Source organism: Paraburkholderia bengalensis, from assembly GCF_037126505.1.
Taxonomy (GTDB): Bacteria; Pseudomonadota; Gammaproteobacteria; order Burkholderiales; family Burkholderiaceae; genus Paraburkholderia; species Paraburkholderia bengalensis.
Genome location: NZ_JACFYJ010000061.1, coordinates 36,001 through 52,101, shown reverse-complemented (window position 1 = coordinate 52,101; position 16,101 = coordinate 36,001). Strand labels below are relative to the sequence as shown.

The following is a 16,101-nucleotide window of genomic DNA, read 5'->3' as shown; positions in this document are numbered from 1 at the left end:
CGCGGGTGCAGCGGGTTCGGCAGCAGCGGGCGCGGGCGTCATGTCGGGTGCGGGCGCAACGGGTGCCGCGGACGGTGCTGGCTCGGTGGGAGTCTGTCCCGTCTGTGCGGATGCGCCGGTTGCGCCAAGACAGGCGCCAAGGAGAACGGCATAGAGCAGATGTTTCGGCGACATGGCGACTCCATCGGCTGGACGGGATTCTGCGACCATACCGAACGCAAGCCAGGGTGACAACCGCTATCCCGCGCTAATTTCGGACACGTTGCGCAGGGGTTTGGCGGGAGCGTGGCCATCCTTCATGGTGCGATGGCGGTTCCGCGCCGCGCCTGGGTCGAGATGGCGCCAGCCTCTGCCGGGCGGGCCGGATAGCGGCGAAGGGTACAATTTACGGCTTTTCCGCACGGGTTCGACCTGCATTCGAACTGGGCGGCGCGTACCCGGATGAATGTGATTGCAGTGGAGTGAGACATTTTGAGCAACGGACAGCATGACGACGGCCTCAAGCGCGGCCTGAAGAACCGGCATATCCAGCTGATCGCGCTGGGCGGCGCCATCGGCACGGGCCTCTTTCTCGGATCGGCGGGCGTGCTGAAATCGGCAGGGCCGTCGATGATTCTCGGCTACGCGATCGGCGGCTTCATCGCGTTTCTGATCATGCGCCAGCTCGGCGAGATGGTGGCGCAGGAGCCTGTCGCCGGATCATTTAGCCATTTCGCATACAAGTACTGGGGCGATTTCCCTGGCTTCCTGTCAGGCTGGAATTACTGGGTGCTGTATGTGCTCGTCAGCATGGCCGAACTCACGGCCGTCGGCACGTATGTGCATTTCTGGTGGCCGACGGTGCCGGCATGGGTGTCGGCGCTCGTCTGCTTCGTCGCGATCAACGCGATCAACCTGGCCAACGTGAAGGCGTACGGCGAGACGGAGTTCTGGTTTGCGATCATCAAGGTCGTGGCCGTGATCGGCATGATCGTGTTCGGCGGCTTTCTGCTGGTGAGCGGCCAGGGCGGCCCGCAGGCATCGGTCGCCAACCTGTGGCGCGACGGCGGCTTCTTCCCGCACGGCTTCAGCGGCCTGTTCATGATGCTGGCCGTCATCATGTTCTCGTTCGGCGGGCTGGAATTGATCGGCATCACGGCCGCCGAAGCCGACAATCCGCAGAAGAGCATTCCGAAGGCCGTCAATCAGGTGATCTACCGGATTCTGATTTTCTACATCTGCTCGCTGGTCGTGCTGCTGTCGCTGTATCCGTGGAATCAGGTGGCGGCAGGCGGCAGTCCGTTCGTGATGATCTTTTCCCAGATCGGCGCGGGGTTGACGGCGAATGTTCTTAACGTCGTCGTGTTGACGGCTGCGCTGTCTGTCTACAACAGCGGCGTGTATGCGAATAGCCGCATGCTGTACGGCCTCGCGGAGCAGGGCAACGCGCCGCGTGCGCTGTTGAAGGTGGATCGGCGCGGCGTGCCGTATATGGCAATCGGCCTGTCGGCCATCGCGACGTTTGCTTGCGTGATCATCAATTATCTGATTCCGGCGAAAGCGCTCGACGTGCTGATGGCGCTAGTCGTCGCGGCATTGGTGTTGAACTGGTCGCTGATCAGCTTGACGCATCTGAAGTCGCGTCGCGCGATGGTGGCGCAGGGTGAGAAGCTCGTATTCAGGTCGCTGTGGTTCCCGGCCAGCAATTGGATCTGTCTTGCCTTCATGGCAATGATTCTTGTCATTCTTGCGATGACACCAGGATTGAACGTGTCGGTGCTGCTGGTGCCCGCGTGGCTGCTCGCGATGTGGCTCGGCTATGTCGTGAAGCGTCGGCGCGCGGCTGCGCATCGGCTGGCGGGTGCGGCGGCTGGGCGGTAAGCGTTTTCCTGGGCTGTCTTGTACGGATGGGGAAGCGCTGAGAGGCGCCGAGGTTTCGGGCACTTGATGACGAAGCTGACTGCAAAGCCGGATTGGCCGCGAGGTCGTCCGGCTTTTTACTTTCGTGGCGCCGTGCCTCGGAGTGCAGGTGTCGGAAAGCAAAAACCCGCGGCATCGGCTAAACGATGAACGCGGGTTGTCTGATCTGATCGACGCTGTATTCTGGTGCCCAGGGCCGGACTCGAACCGGCACGCCTTGCGGCGGGGGATTTTGAGTCCCCTGCGTCTACCTGTTTCACCACCTGGGCTAATGCTGGCGCGGTTTCGAGAATGAACCCGCGCGAGGCGAAGAGGCAGATTATGGCCGAAAACCCGCCGACGAGCAAGCCAGAGCCCAAGCCGCACCCGCTAGACCGTGCGCGAAAACCGCTGCAGCGGCGCCTGGCCGAGATAGCGGTCGAACACCATCGCGATATTGCGCACGAGCATGCGCCCGGCAAGCTGCACATCGAGCCGCCTTTCACCGATCTTCACGAGCCCGTCGTTCTCGAAGCTGCGCAGTCGCTCCAGTTCCGGCGCGAACGCTTGATGAAAGCGGATGCCGTATGCCGCCTCGAACTCGTCGAAGCGCAATTCCAGATTGCACATCAGTTCCGTGATGATGTCGCGCCGCAGGCGGTCGTCGGCCGAGAGACGCACGCCGCGCGTGATCGCCAGCTCGCCTTGATCGATGGCGGCCGCGTAGCCCGCCAGGTCTTTCGCGTTCTGCGCGTAGACGTCGCCGACCTTGCCGATCGACGACGCGCCGAAGCCGATCAGATCGCATTCGGCACGCGTGCTGTAACCCTGGAAATTGCGATGCAGCGTGCGTTGCGCCTGGGCGCGCGCGAGTTCGTCCGTGGGCAGCGCGAAATGATCCATGCCGATATACACATAGCCCGCGCCCGTCAGCCGCTCGACGACGACGCGCAAGATCGCCAGCCGCTCGGCGGGGGAGGGCAGCGCGGAAGCATCCATCTGGCGCTGCATCTTGAAGAGCTGCGGCATATGCGCATAGCCGAACACGGACAGCCTGTCGGGCGCGAGTTCGAGCATCGCGTCGAGCGTTTTGCTGAAGCTCTTCACCGTCTGGTACGGCAGGCCGTAGATCAGATCGACGCCGATCGAATGAAAGCCTGTCGCGCGTGCGGCGCGCATGACACTCGCGGTCATTTCGAGCGGCTGGATACGGTTGATCGCGCGTTGCACGATGGGATCGAAGTCCTGCACGCCGAGGCTCAGCCGGTTGAAGCCGAGATTGCGCAAATGCACGATGGTTTTCGGCGGCGCCTCACGCGGATCGACCTCGATCGAATACTCGCCTTCAGCGTCGTTGCGCAGCTGGAAGTGTTCGCGCGTGACGGCCATCAGCTCCGTCATTTCGTCGTGCGACAAAAAGGTCGGCGTGCCGCCGCCCCAATGCAGTTGCGACACGGGCCGCGCGGCGTCGAACAACTGCGCCTGCAGCGCGATCTCGCGCTTGAGCCGCGCGAGATACGCCGCCGAACGCGCACGATTCTTCGTCACGACCTTGTTGCAGCCGCAGTAGAAGCAGACGGTGTCGCAAAACGGAATGTGGAAGTACAGCGAGAGGTCCGTGTCCGATGCGCCCGCGTCGGCGGCGGCGCGGCGGTAGTCGCCGGGTGCGAAGTCGTCGCGGAATTGCAAAGCGGTCGGGTAGGACGTATAGCGCGGGCCGTTCGCGCTGTATCGGGCGAGGAGATCGGGGCGGAACAGCGAATCGGCGGAAGGCAGGGAGGGCGCGGTAGTCATCGGCAATGTCCAGACGCCCGCCCGGTGATGCGCATGCCGTCAATGCGGCGCGCTGACGCTCGGGTGGACAGGGCAGGCGCCGTGCGAGCGTGGGTTCAGTCCGATCGAGTCTACGGGAGTGCGCGCGCGAGGTATTGCGTAAAAGAGCCGCACGCGTCAAATGGCACAATATCGTTTGATCGACGTCAATTTTTCGCATGATTGCGTGCCGTCTCGCGTATCCGCGTTACAGGAAGCTGCAGTGTCTGTTCTTTTGTCTCAAGCGCCATCCGCGTCGGCGGAACACGCGTGCCGCCCCCGTTGCGGCGCGTGCTGCATCGCGCCGTCCATCTCTAGCCCGATTCCCGGCATGCCGGACGGCAAGCCGGCAGGCGTGCGCTGCGCGCAACTCGGCGACGATCTGCGTTGCGCGATTTTCGGCCAGCCGGAACGTCCGGCCTGCTGTTCGGGTCTACAGCCGCAGGCCGATATGTGCGGCAACTCGCGAGAACAAGCGCTTGTCTGGCTCTCGCGTCTCGAAGCCGATACTCGGCCATGACAGTCCGGGTCGATTCCGGACTTGATCGCGGCGTGCCGCTTCCCGGACATCGAGATATTGGCTGGTTACGCGCTCAACATGAGCAACACGGGCACCACCGCGCGGTGCCCGCCGTAGCACAAGGAGAATCTGCATGACCCAACCCGCTGCGCCCGCACGGCGCCGCTTTCTGGTTTCCGCGCTGTCGGCGTGCGCCGCCGCGGGGATCGCCGCGCCGCTCGCTGCATGCGCGACATCGACGTTCCCGTTTGTTCCGGACCACTACACGTTTTCACAAAAGCAGGTTCAGGACGCTGTCCAGCGCAAGTTCCCGTATCAGCGCACGGTGTCGCAGGTGTTCGAGGTCGCGTTGGCGAATCCTGTCGTCGGCCTGTTGGCCGATACGAACCGCGTGTCGGTGCGGCTCGATGCGCGGCTCGCGAGCCCGTTCCTGCAACAGCCGGTGAACGGCGTGATCACGCTGTCGAGCCAGCTCGAATACGATCCGCAAAGCCGTTCCGTCGTGCTGCGCTCGCCGAACGTCGACAACGTCGCCGTCGACGGCAACGCGCAAGCCTATTCACAACAGATCAACGCGGCCGCCGCGCTGATCGCGACACAGCTGCTCGCCAACTATCCCGTCTATACATTCAAGCCCGATCAGCTGCAATTTGCCGGAGTGAACTACGAACCCGGTACAATCACGGTCCTTACAAACGGCATACGCGTGCAGATCGTCGAAAAGTGACGTGCGCGTGGCCGGGCGGGCCGCGCCTTTGTGTGACGTGGCCGCGCATCGCCTACCAACTCGAAGCGAAAAGGGCCACCGATGGACTGGATACTCACGTTGAAGGCGCTGATTCTCGGCGTCGTGGAAGGCTTGACCGAGTTTTTGCCGGTATCGAGCACGGGGCACCTGATCGTCGCCGGCAGTCTGCTCAATTTCGATGTGCCGCAGGAAAAGACGTTCGACGTCGTGATCCAGCTCGGCGCCATTCTTGCCGTGTGCTGGGAGTTTCGGCAGCGCATCGGCAACGTGGTGGCGGGCCTCGCGACGCGCCCCGAAGCGCGCCGCTTCACGCTCAATGTGATCATCGCGACCATCCCGGCGATCGTGCTGGGCTTGCTGTTCGAAAAGGCGATCAAGGCGGTGCTGTTTTCGCCCGTGCCCGTCGCGTTTGCGCTCGTGGTGGGTGGCGTGCTGATCCTGTGGGTCGAGGCTCGGCAGCGCAGCCGGCCGAACGTGCGCGCGCGCGTGCATTCCATCGACGACCTGAGTCCGCTCGACGCGCTCAAAGTCGGGCTCGCGCAATGCTTCGCGCTGATTCCGGGCATGTCGCGCTCGGGCTCGACGATCATCGGCGGCATGCTGTTCGGGCTCGACCGGCGCGTCGCGACGGAGTTTTCGTTCTTTCTCGCGATCCCGATCATCTTCGGCGCGACGGTCTACGAGCTGCACAAGGACTGGCAAGCGTTGTCGTCGGATGCGCTCGGACTATTCTCGATCGGTTTCCTGGCGGCGTTCGTCAGCGCGTTCGCGTGTGTGCGCTGGCTGCTGCGCTATATCGCCGCGCACGATTTCAGCGCGTTTGCGTGGTACCGGATCGGCTTCGGCTTGCTGATCCTGCTGATCGGCTATAGCGGCGGGCTGAGCTGGGCGGACTGACCCTGCTCGGGCAGAACGTGCGAACCGCGCGACGTTCCAGACGCCAGACATGACAACGGCCTGCGATTCTTCAATCGCAGGCCGTTTCTGTTTTTGCAGCCGCAGACCTGATCAGTCGCTCGGACGGCGCTTAAAGATCAGATCCCAGACGCCATGCCCGAGGCGCAGGCCGCGCTTCTCGAACTTCGTCACGGGACGATAGTCGGGACGCGGCGCGTAGCCTTCGGCCGTGTTCTGGAGCGCGGGCTCCGCGCCGAGCACCTCCAGCATCTGTTCAGCGTAGTTTTGCCAGTCGGTCGCGCAATGGATGTACGCGCCCGGCTTCAGGCGCGACACGAGCAGCGCGACGAACTTCGGCTGAATCAGGCGGCGCTTGTGATGGCGCGCCTTGTGCCACGGATCGGGGAAGAAAATGTGCACGCCGTCGAGGCTCTGCGGCGCGATCATGTTCTCGAGCACTTCGACGGCGTCGTGCTGGATGATGCGGATGTTCGACAGATTCTGCTCGCCCATCAGCTTGAGCAGCGCGCCGACGCCCGGCTCGTGCACTTCGACGCCGAGAAAGTCGTCATCGGGACGATGCGAGGCGATCTCGGCCGTCGTCGCGCCCATGCCGAAGCCGATTTCGAGGATGCGCGGCGCGCGGCGTCCAAAGAGCGCGTCCCAGTCCGGCTGCGCCGGCGCATATGGCACGACGAAGCGCGGACCGAGTTCGTCCATGGCGCGGCGCTGGCCGGTCGACACGCGGCCCGCACGCGTCACGAAGCTGCGGATGCGGCGCAGATGCAGCGCTTCGTCCGGTGCATCGGCGCCGGTGGCCTGGGCGGATGCGGACGGCTCGTCGCTGGACAATTGGGAAGGATCGCGCGGCAGGCCGGCTTCGTTCGGATCGTGAATCATCGTGGATGAAGGCAAGAGTGACGGCGAAGCGCGTGAGAGGGCGCTTTGGGTTGCTCGCTGGACGCGCCGCACAGCAGGGGCGCGCTATGCGCTTCAGCGGGCACGCTACAAAAAAGCCGCCTGAACAGGCGGCTCTCACGTTGGATTCTCCGCCTCGTTTCTCCGCGCGCGCACCGGCTGGGTACGGCAGAGAAAGCGGCTGAAAGTGGAGCGGGCGATGGGAATCGAACCCACGTCTCTAGCTTGGGAAGCTAGGGTAATAGCCATTATACGACGCCCGCAGAGCGCGCCATTTTACGCGGTTTCGGCCGATTTGGGCAAATCGGCGGGGCGCCGTCCGGGCCGCGACGCCGCTTTCCGCGCCCGGCGCCCGACGCATGAGACCGGTCAGATGCCGAACAGCGTCAGCGACACGGCCGCCCGCGTCACCACCATCAGCAGCACCTGGACGATCACGAACAGCAGGATCGGCGACAGGTCGATGCCCCCGAGGCGCGGCATGATCTTGCGCAGCGGGTCGAGAAACGGCGCCGTCAGCTGATACAGGATCGGCATGGCCGGCGAGCGCGGATTGAGCCACGACAGCAGCGCCATCAGGATCGTCAGCCAGATCAGCAGATTCAGCGCCCATTTGATGACCGTCAGCAGTGCGACGATCAGAAGCGACGGCATCAGCCCGAGCGGATCGACGCCGACGATGGCAACCATCAGCACCACGTAGACGATCGACGTGATCAGCGCGGCGACGAGGCTCGCCCAGTCGATGCCGCGCACGCCCGGAATGATCTTGCGCAGCGGCAGCACGAGCCAGTTGGTCACCTGCAGCACCGCGCTCGACACCGGGTTGTACGGCTGCATGCGCACGAACTGCAGCCACGCACGCAGCAGGAGCGCGGCGCCGAACAGCGTGAAGACAGTATTAAGCAGAAAACGGGCGATATCGCCGAACATCGTGGGTCCTTTCCTTCAGAAAGCGTCTCGCGAGGCGGGACGCGTGGCGCCGGCAGGCCGGCGGACGGCTGAACACTTCGGGCGCGCGCCGGGCACCGGGCGCGCCGTCTGAACGCTTGCGCGCACCGCTCGCGGCAGTTTCGCGCGAACGGCTGCGTCAGGCGGCATCGTCAGACCGTGACCTTGACTTCGCTGATCAGGATCTTGCCGTTGCCGCCGTCCGTGTAGTTGGGAATGTCGGCGAGCAATGTGTCGCCGGCGGGTTTGAACACCTCGTAAAACGCCTCGACCGTATCGAACAGGAAGTGCCCCGCTGCGACGAACGGCGGCGGCGAGCCCGGCGGCCCGGCGTTGATGCCGACGTCGACGGACCAGCCCTTGAGCGCCGCGCCGAACAGCTTCGCGGCGAGCGGCATGTGCGTGCCGCAATAATAGTCGACGTCGAAACGTCCGCCTTCTCGATACGGGTAGAGGATGCTGACCTTGATCATTGTGCGTTCTCGTCGGTTGGTCACGACGCGGCAGGCGGCCGTTGCTCGCCTGCCGCGTCGTTGCCCGCGTGTTGGTGCCGGCGCCGCTGACGGAGTCCGCTGCACCGCTTGCGCCCCGAAGCGCGGCGGTCGCGAGGGTCCGTTCATGCCGGACGTCACATTATCACGGCTTACTCGGCGCTTGCACCTTTCGCCGCGCCTGTGAGCGCACGTTCGAGCGATTGTTCGACAGCTGTGGCGATCGTGTCGATCGGGGCGGGCGGAGTCGGCGGTTGCCGCGCGAGCGCGACGGCGCGCCGCGACATCAGCCCCCAACAGCCCGGCATGATGCTCGCCGAGCGCTTCCATCAACGACAGTTGCTTTTCCACCACGCCGGGGTCGCCGCGTAAAACCGGTTCCGCGAGCGCGTTCGCCAGACCGGGTTGCGCGCGCTTCGAGCGTGTCGGCCATCACTGGCAGCGGGCCGCGCAACGCGTCCGTTCTCAGCCAGATTGCATAAACCAAAGCTCGCTGTGTAATGCGCGGCCGCCCGATACAGCAGCCGGGCGCCTGAGGACTCGGCAGCGGATGCAATCGAGCGCGGGCAAGCGCAACCAGCGCTTCCTTGAGCGCATCTTCGGCCTCGATCGTGAGAGTGCATCCGGCGATGCGGTCGACGTCTGTGAGATCGCCGCTGAACAGGTACAGTGGACGAAAACCGCCGATCGACCGAGCCGGCGCCAGCAGTTCGACGGGCGACGCACGGCTGCAATGCACGACGGCCCAAGCGCCTTTCCCGGGCGCCGCCTGGCGGGAAGCGGCGAGTGTGTTCGCTGTCGTACCGATGCTGTCATCCAGGACGGTTAAAAAGAGCATGTCCGCCGACTCGACGACCCCCTGAGGGTCGCCAAACGCGGCGCAGGATTCGATCTGACTGGCGAGACTGCGCGCCTATGGCGGCGAGCGGCTCGCGATTGCCGTGACGGGATACCCGGCGCGTGCGAAGCCGGGCGCGAGGCAGCGTGCAATCCGGCCGGGCCGACAAGCCGAGGCGCGGCAGGGTGGGCTGGGACATGGTTTCTGCTCCCGACGGGACTGAAAAGAGAAGCGCGGCGTGTCGCGCTTCAACCGATCGACACGCAATCTGGCGGCTTTCGCAGGTGGTTTGGGCGCACACAAGCGTCCATTTCGCGGTCAACTGACGCTGTCATGACGGCTGCGGGCGCGCGGCAGCGTGAGTTCCAGCGCCAGGCGCGAAACCTGCTAGGGCATTTTCCGTAGGAGTGGATCGGCAGTCACCGTCGTTTTCAATGTCTCGCAGTCAGATTCGGGAGGTGGTCATATGAGCATCTTTGCTTACCGAAAGCACTTGCGTTTTCTCACGCATACCCAACGCCGCCGCTGGTGGGACCAGAGGAAGCGGCTCACGCCTCGTGTGAAGATCAGTGGCGCCTATGTGCCGCCCAATGTTTCTCGCGAGTTCACGTATGTGAAAGTTGGTTGACGCTCATACGTGTCGCATCGCGCAAAACGCCCGGCTCGCTGCCGGGCGTTTGGCTTTTCCGGGCCTGACTGACCGTCTCGAGGAGGCGCGGCCAGCCGCCGATGCGCGCGCGCAACGGACGCCGCCGAATTTGTAAATAAAGATTACCGGAGCGCGCGGCGCGCGTGTCGCGCAACCGGTCAGGATGCCCGATCAGCATGCGATTGGCGGCTAATCCCTTGATTTTCGACGCCGTCGATGTCATCTGAGGTGCGTAGCGAAGCCCCTGGCTGACCCACCGCTTTCCGGCAATTGCAATTTGCAACAAATGCAGACAACGGCATGCAGGCTTTTTCGATACATTGATCTCACAGCATGTCGTCATGCGACGCGGTCGGATGGGCCGAGCCGCCAGGAGAAATACAAGTGAAGAAGATCGTTCCGTTTATCGCCGTCGCTGCACTCGGGGTGGGTTTGAGCAGTGCAGCGCAGGCTCACGTGTCAGTGGGTATCGGCATCGGCGTGCCTGTCGCACCGGCGTATCCCGTCTATGCAGCGCCGCCTCCCGTGTACTATGCGCCGCCTCCGCCGCCCGTCGTTTATGCGCCTGCGCCGCCTGTCGTGGTGGCGCCGCCCGTCGTGGTCGGCGGGTACTACGGCTATCACCGGCCGTACTACCATCACGGCTACTACGGCCGTCCCTACTACCGTTATTGATGGCCTGGCGGCCGCGTAGCGACACAACGGGAAGGTCACTGCGCAGGTCGCAAACAACAACGGCGCAACGCCGGCTCATGCCGCGTTGCGCCGTTTGCATTATTGCCGTCCGAAATCGCTCGCTTAGCTGGCCGTCTGGACGATCAGGTCGCGGTACCCGTTGACGATCACGCTGTACGAAAACCAGGCGAACAGCAGTGCCGACAACACATGACAAACGCGCAAAAGTCCCGTGCCGGCGCGCTTGCGTCCGTGGCTCGCGAGTCCGCAAATCAGCAGCGTCCAGCACAGTCCGCCGAGAAAAAAGCCGCCTAGAAACACGGGCGCCGTTGTCACCGTCGTCGCGCCTGCTTTGGCGATCAGGGCGCCGCCCACGGCGGCGAACCACAGAATGGCGCTAGGCGACGAGATCGCGAGCAGCACGCCACGCGCAAAGCCGCGCCTGGGATCGAGATGCGGCGTCGACGCGTCGGCTTCGCCTTCGACGGGCGGCGCCGACGCGGGGAAGAGCGCTTCGCGCGCCATCTTCCATGTGAGAAAAAGCAGAATGGCGGCGCCGCCGATCCACACGACCCACCGCACCGACTCGAATTGCAGCAGCGCCGCCATGCCCGCGAGCGCGAGCGCCGCGTAGATCAGATCGCCGAAACACGAACCGAGCCCCAGCCAGAAGCCAGGCCGAAAACCGTGCGACAGCGTCAGCGAAATGATCGCCACGTTGACGAGGCCGATATCGAGGCACAACGACAGCGACAGAAAAAAACCATCCGATAACATCGACAAGCTATGCATCCGGCGAACCGCTTTCAGGGTTTGTTGTTGTTCGAAAAACGGGCGCGGCTTACAGGCCGAGTTCGTTCCACAGGCTGTCGATGCGGGCCCTGACGGCCTCGTCCATCACGATCGGCCGGCCCCATTCGCGGTCGGTTTCGCCGGGCCATTTGTTGGTCGCATCGAGGCCCATCTTGGAACCCAGACCCGCGACCGGCGACGCGAAATCCAGATAGTCGATCGGCGTGCGATCGACGAGCACCGTGTCGCGCGAAGGATCGATGCGCGTTGTGATCGCCCAGATCACCTCCTTCCAGTCGCGGATGTTCACGTCCTCGTCGACGACCACGATGAACTTCGTGTACATGAACTGCCGCAGAAAGCTCCACACGCCGAACATCACGCGCTTGGCGTGGCCCGGGTAGGCCTTCTTCATCTGCACGATCGCCATCCGGTAGCTGCAGCCTTCGGGCGGCAGATAGAAGTCGGTGATCTCCGTGAACTGCTTCTGCAGAAGCGGCACGAACACTTCGTTCAGCGCGACGCCGAGCACGGCGGGCTCGTCGGGCGGTTTGCCCGTGTAGGTGGAGTGATAGATCGCGTCGCGCCGCATCGTGATGCGCTCGATCGTGAAGACGGGAAACCACTCCTGCTCGTTGTAGTAGCCGGTGTGATCGCCGTACGGGCCTTCCAGAGCGTGTTCATAAGCGGCGCTCGCGCCCTTCGACGGACGCGGCGGCGCGCCTGCGGGCGCAGCGGCAGGCGCGCCCTCCTGCGGATAGATGAAGCCCTCGAGCACGATCTCCGCGCGGGCGGGCACCTGCAGGTCGACGCCCGGCGTCAGGCACTTGGCCAGCTCGGTGCGCCCGCCGCGCAGCAGCCCCGCGAACTGATATTCGGACAGCGTGTCTGGCACGGGCGTGACCGCGCCGAGGATCGTCGCGGGATCGGCCCCGAGAACGACGGCGACGGGGTAGGGCTTGCCTGGGTTTTTCAGCGCGAATTCGCGGAAATCCAGCGCGCCGCCGCGATGCGCGAGCCAACGCATGATGACCTTGTTGCGCCCGATCACCTGCTGCCGATAGATGCCGAGATTCTGCCGCGTCTTGTTCGGACCGCGCGTGACAGTGAGGCCCCAGGTGATCAGCGGGCCAGCGTCGCCTGGCCAGCAGGTCTGGATAGGCAGCTTCGCGAGATCGACGTCGTTGCCTTCCCAGACGATTTCCTGGCAGGGCGGGGCGCTCACGGTTTTCGGCGCCATGTCCCACACCGCCTTCGCGAGCGACAGCAGCTTGCCCGCGTCTTTGAGCCCCTTGGGCGGCTCGGGCTCCTTCAGCGCCGACAGCAGACGTCCGACGTCGCGCAGCGACTCCAGCGCCGCCTGATCGCCGCCCGCGTCGCGTTGTTCGGCCGCTTCGATGCCCATGCCGAGCGCAACGCGCCGCGGCGTGCCGAACAGATTGCCCAGCACCGGGAACGCATGGGTTTCCTTCGACTCAAACAGCAGCGCCGGGCCGCCGGCGCGCAGCACGCGGTCGCAGAGTTCGGTCATTTCCAGAACAGGCGACACCTTTTGCGGGATACGGCGCAGTTCGCCCAGCGCTTCGAGGCGGCTTGCGAAGTCACGCAGGTCTTTGTATTTCATCGGTCGGGGTCCGCTCGCCGCGAGGGGCGGCCGAGACAAGGCAGAGAACGGTGGTGGCTAAAGGTGCGAAGCGGCGCGAAGTGCAGGCGCAGCGCAAGCGGCGCCGCGATCAGCGCGCCGCGCCGAATGGATTGTCGATTTTACCTGCGTTCGGCAACGCACGTTGAATGGAGCATTTCCAAACTCGCTGCAAACGCCCTTGCCAAGCGGGCTCCGACGTTCTGAACGCTGTTCATAATTACAAATGGTTATAATTTTGACCGTTTATAGTGTTGACGATCTATAAAACCCTGTTAGAATCCGGTCACATTGGTTGCAGGGAATTGATAGTTTTTACCACCGTCCCCCGGTCCCTTAGACGCAACGCGTCGCTCCTACCGCCCCTGCACGGTATTGACGGTCATATGTAGTCTCTACCAGCGCATTTCGACGCTGGTTTTTTCGCGTGGGAGCCACCGAATGCGCGCTTTTTGCAGCGCAGGCGGCCCTTTTTCAAGACTTTGGCTCCCCAACGGTACTTTTTGCCGTTTTCCCGACGTCGTAGTCGCCTTAACCAGAGCACGCGGCGTCTTGGCTCTTTCGAACAGCAGTGCAGCCGGTCGTCTTGACGGTGTTCGCGGAGCCAGCAACATGGGAGATCTGAATGAACGCCTGGTTATCGTGGCGTCCCAACGAGCGGCTCGCGCAGGTCATGCGCGGCGCGCTCCGCCAAGGGACGCGTTTGAGTCATCATCTTTTCAGCGTGGTCGGCGGCTTCGCTGTGCTGTTCGCGCTCACGCTGTGGCTGATGCCCAGCTGGCGTCTGACGCTGGCCACCCGGCTGATGCCTTTTATCTCGGCCGCCGTGCAGGCTGGTCCGGCCCGTCTGCTGCAGGGTAATCCGCTGCCGTCGTTCGCGCCGCCCCAGCGCATTCCCGCGGTACCGGCACCGCAAACCGACACGCTGTCGAGCTCGTCGAATCCGGGCGACAACGCCAACACGGCCGCGGCATCGGCCGATGCCGGCTACAGCGTCGTCAGCGACAACAACAGCTTGACGTCCCCGTCGAGCAGCACGGGCATGTCGTCGGCGGCGCTCAACGGCCTCGATCCGCGCACGCTGCCAAGCGTCAGCACGATCGCTTCGATGATCCCGACACAGCGCGTGTCTCCGGACGCCCGCGACGACCGTGTGCTGGTTTCCACGCGCGAGCAGGACCTGGTCGCGTCGTTCCTGTCGCGCCGCTACCGCGTGGCTCAGGAGCCCGTCAGCGAACTCGTGAAGGCTGCGTTCGACACCGGCCGCGAAGTCGGTCTCGACCCGTTGCTGCTGCTCGCCGTGATGGCGATCGAATCCGGCTTCAATCCGTATGCAGAAAGCGGCGTTGGCGCGAAGGGCCTGATGCAGGTCATGTCGACTGTCCATTCGGACAAGTTCCGCTATTTCGGCGGGCAGAGCGCGGCCCTCGAGCCGCTTGCCAATATCAAGGTCGGCGCGATCGTGCTGAAGGATTGCATCGCGCGCGGCGGTTCGCTGCCGGGTGGCCTGCGTCTGTATGTCGGCTCGACGTCGCCCGACGACGGCGGCTACGGCGCGAAGGTGATGGCCGAGCGCACCCGCTTGCGCGATGTCGCGCGTGGCCGGAAGGTGCCGATCAACTCGCCGCAGGCGCCCGCCACGGTGACGGCATCGACGTCGACGGCGACCGCGACCGCCTCGTCGAACGACTCGAACAAGCGCGTGCAGGTGACGCTGGACAGTCATCCGATCGCCGCAAAGGCGTCCGCTGGGCAAAAGAGCAGCGATCAGGACGACGCGAGCGCCAATGCGGCCAAGCATGTGGCGCAGCAGCCGGAGTTCGGCGCGTAAGCGTAGAAGCGTAGCGCCGGATTGGCGAATTGCGCAAAAGACAAAGGGCACCTTCGGGTGCCCTTTGTCATTGGTGGCGGGAAGTTGCGAGCATGCCATGCCGCAACGTCGAACCGGGGCCACGTGTCTTCGAAGCGAAGCCAGCCCCCGTCAACCCTTGTGCGTACCGGGCTCGGCCGGGCCTAGCCGCCGAATAGCTTGCGCAGGCGCTCGACGGCCTCTTCGAGCTTCGTGTACGCGGTCGCATACGAAACCCGGATGTACTCATGCGGCTGATACGTGCCGAAGTCCATGCCGGGCACGAGCACGACACCCGCGTCGTGCAGCATCGCTTTCGTCAGCGCGGCGCTGTCGCCTGCGGCGGGATGCGCGACACCGCGGCAGTCCGCGTAGACATAGAACGCGCCGTCCGGCATCACAGGAACCGAAAAGCTCAGCGATTCGAGCGCCGGTGCGATGAAATCGCGGCGGCGCTTGAACTCCATCCGGCGCGCTTCGTAGATCGCAAGCGTGTCCGGCTCGAAGCACGCGAGCGCCGCGTGCTGCGCGAGCGCCGAGGCGCAGATGAACAGATTCTGCGCGAGCTTCTCGAACGCGCCGACCATGGCTGGCGGCACCACGAGCCAGCCGAGCCGCCAGCCCGTCATGTTGAAGTACTTCGAGAAGCTGTTGACGGTGACCACGTCCTCGCCGAACGACAGCGCCGACACGGGCGGCGCGTCGTAGCTCAAGCCCTGATAGATCTCGTCGACGATCGTGAAGCCGCCGCGCGTGCGTACCGCTTCGACGATCCGTTTCAACTCCGCCGGCTCGATCGACGTGCCCGTCGGGTTCGACGGCGACGCGAGCAGGACGCCGCGCGTACGCTCGTTCCACAGACGTTCGACATCGTTCGCCGTCAACTGGAAGCGCTCGGCGGGACCGCTCGGCACGAGCACGGGCTTGCCTTCGGCGGCGGCGACGAAATGGCGGTTGCACGGATAGCTCGGGTCGGGCATCAGGACTTCGTCGTCGCGATCGACGAGCGCCGCGCACGCCAACAGCAGCGCCGCCGACGCGCCCGCCGTCACGACGATTCGCGCCGGATCAATGTCGAGCCCGTACGCGTGCTTGTAATGACCCGCGATCGCCTCGCGCAGCGCGTGGATGCCGAGCGCGTTCGTGTATTGCGTGACGCCGCTGCGCAGAGCGCGCGTCGCGGCCTCGATGACGGGCTCGGGCGCCGTGAAATCGGGCTCGCCAATGCCCATGTGGATGATGTCGCGCCCGGCGCGCTCCAGCAGGTGCGCTTCCTTGACGAGTTCCATCACGTAGAACGGCCGGATCGCGTCGACACGCGCGGCCAGTTTCACGAGGGGTTCGGTGACGCTATTCATTCGGTGTGTCCAGAGTTCTACAGAGGCGAAAATATCGCCGCGCAAAAAACAAAGGCAGGCCCGCGTCACGCCGGACCCGCCTG

Annotated in this window: 14 protein-coding genes, 2 tRNA genes and 1 pseudogene; 6 read left to right on the top strand and 11 right to left on the bottom strand. The window is 64.4% G+C overall.

From position 1 onward, the window contains the following. The first annotated feature begins 471 nt into the window (after positions 1–471). A complete protein-coding gene (locus tag H3V53_RS28630; protein WP_336600784.1) occupies positions 472–1,860 on the top strand; it encodes an amino acid permease in 1,389 nt (462 codons plus the stop codon). 223 nt (positions 1,861–2,083) lie between these two features. Here H3V53_RS28630 and H3V53_RS28625 read toward each other — a convergent pair. After that, a tRNA-Leu gene (locus tag H3V53_RS28625) sits at positions 2,084–2,168 on the bottom strand. A 100-nt stretch (positions 2,169–2,268) separates the two neighbouring features. Beyond that, complete coding sequence (gene hemN / locus H3V53_RS28620) at positions 2,269–3,672, bottom strand: oxygen-independent coproporphyrinogen III oxidase (protein ID WP_419539588.1); 1,404 nt, start codon at positions 3,670–3,672, stop codon at positions 2,269–2,271. Positions 3,673–3,913: 241 nt separating this feature from the next. On the opposite strand from hemN, the gene H3V53_RS28615 reads away from it, so the two are divergent. The 3 genes from H3V53_RS28615 to H3V53_RS28605 all read left to right on the top strand — a co-directional run bounded on the left by H3V53_RS28615 (position 3,914) and on the right by H3V53_RS28605 (position 5,855). Beyond that, complete coding sequence (locus H3V53_RS28615) at positions 3,914–4,210, top strand: YkgJ family cysteine cluster protein (protein ID WP_336600783.1); 297 nt, start codon at positions 3,914–3,916, stop codon at positions 4,208–4,210. Between the two features lie 133 nt (positions 4,211–4,343). Continuing rightward, positions 4,344–4,937 carry a DUF1439 domain-containing protein gene (locus H3V53_RS28610; protein WP_336600782.1) on the top strand — a complete coding sequence of 198 codons (594 nt, stop codon included), beginning with the start codon at positions 4,344–4,346 and terminating at the stop codon, positions 4,935–4,937. 81 nt (positions 4,938–5,018) lie between these two features. Continuing rightward, positions 5,019–5,855 (top strand): undecaprenyl-diphosphate phosphatase, encoded by an 837-nt coding sequence (locus tag H3V53_RS28605; RefSeq protein ID WP_054916848.1) that lies wholly within the window; start codon positions 5,019–5,021, stop codon positions 5,853–5,855. Positions 5,856–5,966: 111 nt separating this feature from the next. Here H3V53_RS28605 and trmB read toward each other — a convergent pair whose 3' ends face one another. The 6 genes and pseudogenes from trmB to H3V53_RS28575 form a co-directional block, all read right to left on the bottom strand. Continuing rightward, on the bottom strand, positions 5,967–6,755 hold the full coding sequence (gene trmB, locus H3V53_RS28600; protein ID WP_336600785.1) for a tRNA (guanosine(46)-N7)-methyltransferase TrmB: 789 nt from the start codon (positions 6,753–6,755) through the stop codon (positions 5,967–5,969). A gap of 206 nt (positions 6,756–6,961) precedes the next feature. Then, positions 6,962–7,036 (bottom strand) — tRNA-Gly (locus H3V53_RS28595). A gap of 106 nt (positions 7,037–7,142) precedes the next feature. After that, entirely contained in the window at positions 7,143–7,706 is a 564-nt protein-coding gene (locus tag H3V53_RS28590; RefSeq protein ID WP_054916847.1) for a YggT family protein, read from the bottom strand. Positions 7,707–7,876: 170 nt separating this feature from the next. After that, entirely contained in the window at positions 7,877–8,197 is a 321-nt protein-coding gene (locus H3V53_RS28585; protein ID WP_054916846.1) for an EthD family reductase, read from the bottom strand. A gap of 170 nt (positions 8,198–8,367) precedes the next feature. Then, positions 8,368–9,252 (bottom strand): annotated as a pseudogene (locus H3V53_RS28580) (DUF2520 domain-containing protein). Between the two features lie 406 nt (positions 9,253–9,658). Then, a complete protein-coding gene (locus H3V53_RS28575) occupies positions 9,659–10,045 on the bottom strand; it encodes a hypothetical protein (protein ID WP_336600781.1) in 387 nt (128 codons plus the stop codon). 41 nt (positions 10,046–10,086) lie between these two features. Here H3V53_RS28575 and H3V53_RS28570 point away from each other — a divergent pair, with 41 nt between their 5' ends. Then, entirely contained in the window at positions 10,087–10,377 is a 291-nt protein-coding gene (locus H3V53_RS28570; RefSeq protein WP_336600780.1) for a hypothetical protein, read from the top strand. Positions 10,378–10,500: 123 nt separating this feature from the next. Here the strand turns inward: H3V53_RS28570 and H3V53_RS28565 are convergent, their stop codons facing one another. Next, positions 10,501–11,169: a LysE family translocator gene (locus tag H3V53_RS28565; RefSeq protein WP_336600779.1), complete on the bottom strand. Its 669-nt coding sequence runs from the start codon at positions 11,167–11,169 to the stop codon at positions 10,501–10,503. A gap of 49 nt (positions 11,170–11,218) precedes the next feature. Beyond that, positions 11,219–12,793, bottom strand: a complete 1,575-nt coding sequence (locus H3V53_RS28560; RefSeq protein WP_336600778.1) for a UbiD family decarboxylase — start codon at positions 12,791–12,793, stop codon at positions 11,219–11,221. A 643-nt stretch (positions 12,794–13,436) separates the two neighbouring features. Here H3V53_RS28560 and H3V53_RS28555 point away from each other — a divergent pair. Then, a complete protein-coding gene (locus tag H3V53_RS28555) occupies positions 13,437–14,642 on the top strand; it encodes a transglycosylase SLT domain-containing protein (RefSeq protein WP_336600777.1) in 1,206 nt (401 codons plus the stop codon). A gap of 182 nt (positions 14,643–14,824) precedes the next feature. Here the strand turns inward: H3V53_RS28555 and H3V53_RS28550 are convergent, their stop codons facing one another. Then, positions 14,825–16,018, bottom strand: coding sequence for a pyridoxal phosphate-dependent aminotransferase (locus H3V53_RS28550; RefSeq protein WP_336600776.1), 1,194 nt, complete (start codon positions 16,016–16,018; stop codon positions 14,825–14,827). Between the last annotated feature and the right edge of the window lie 83 nt (positions 16,019–16,101).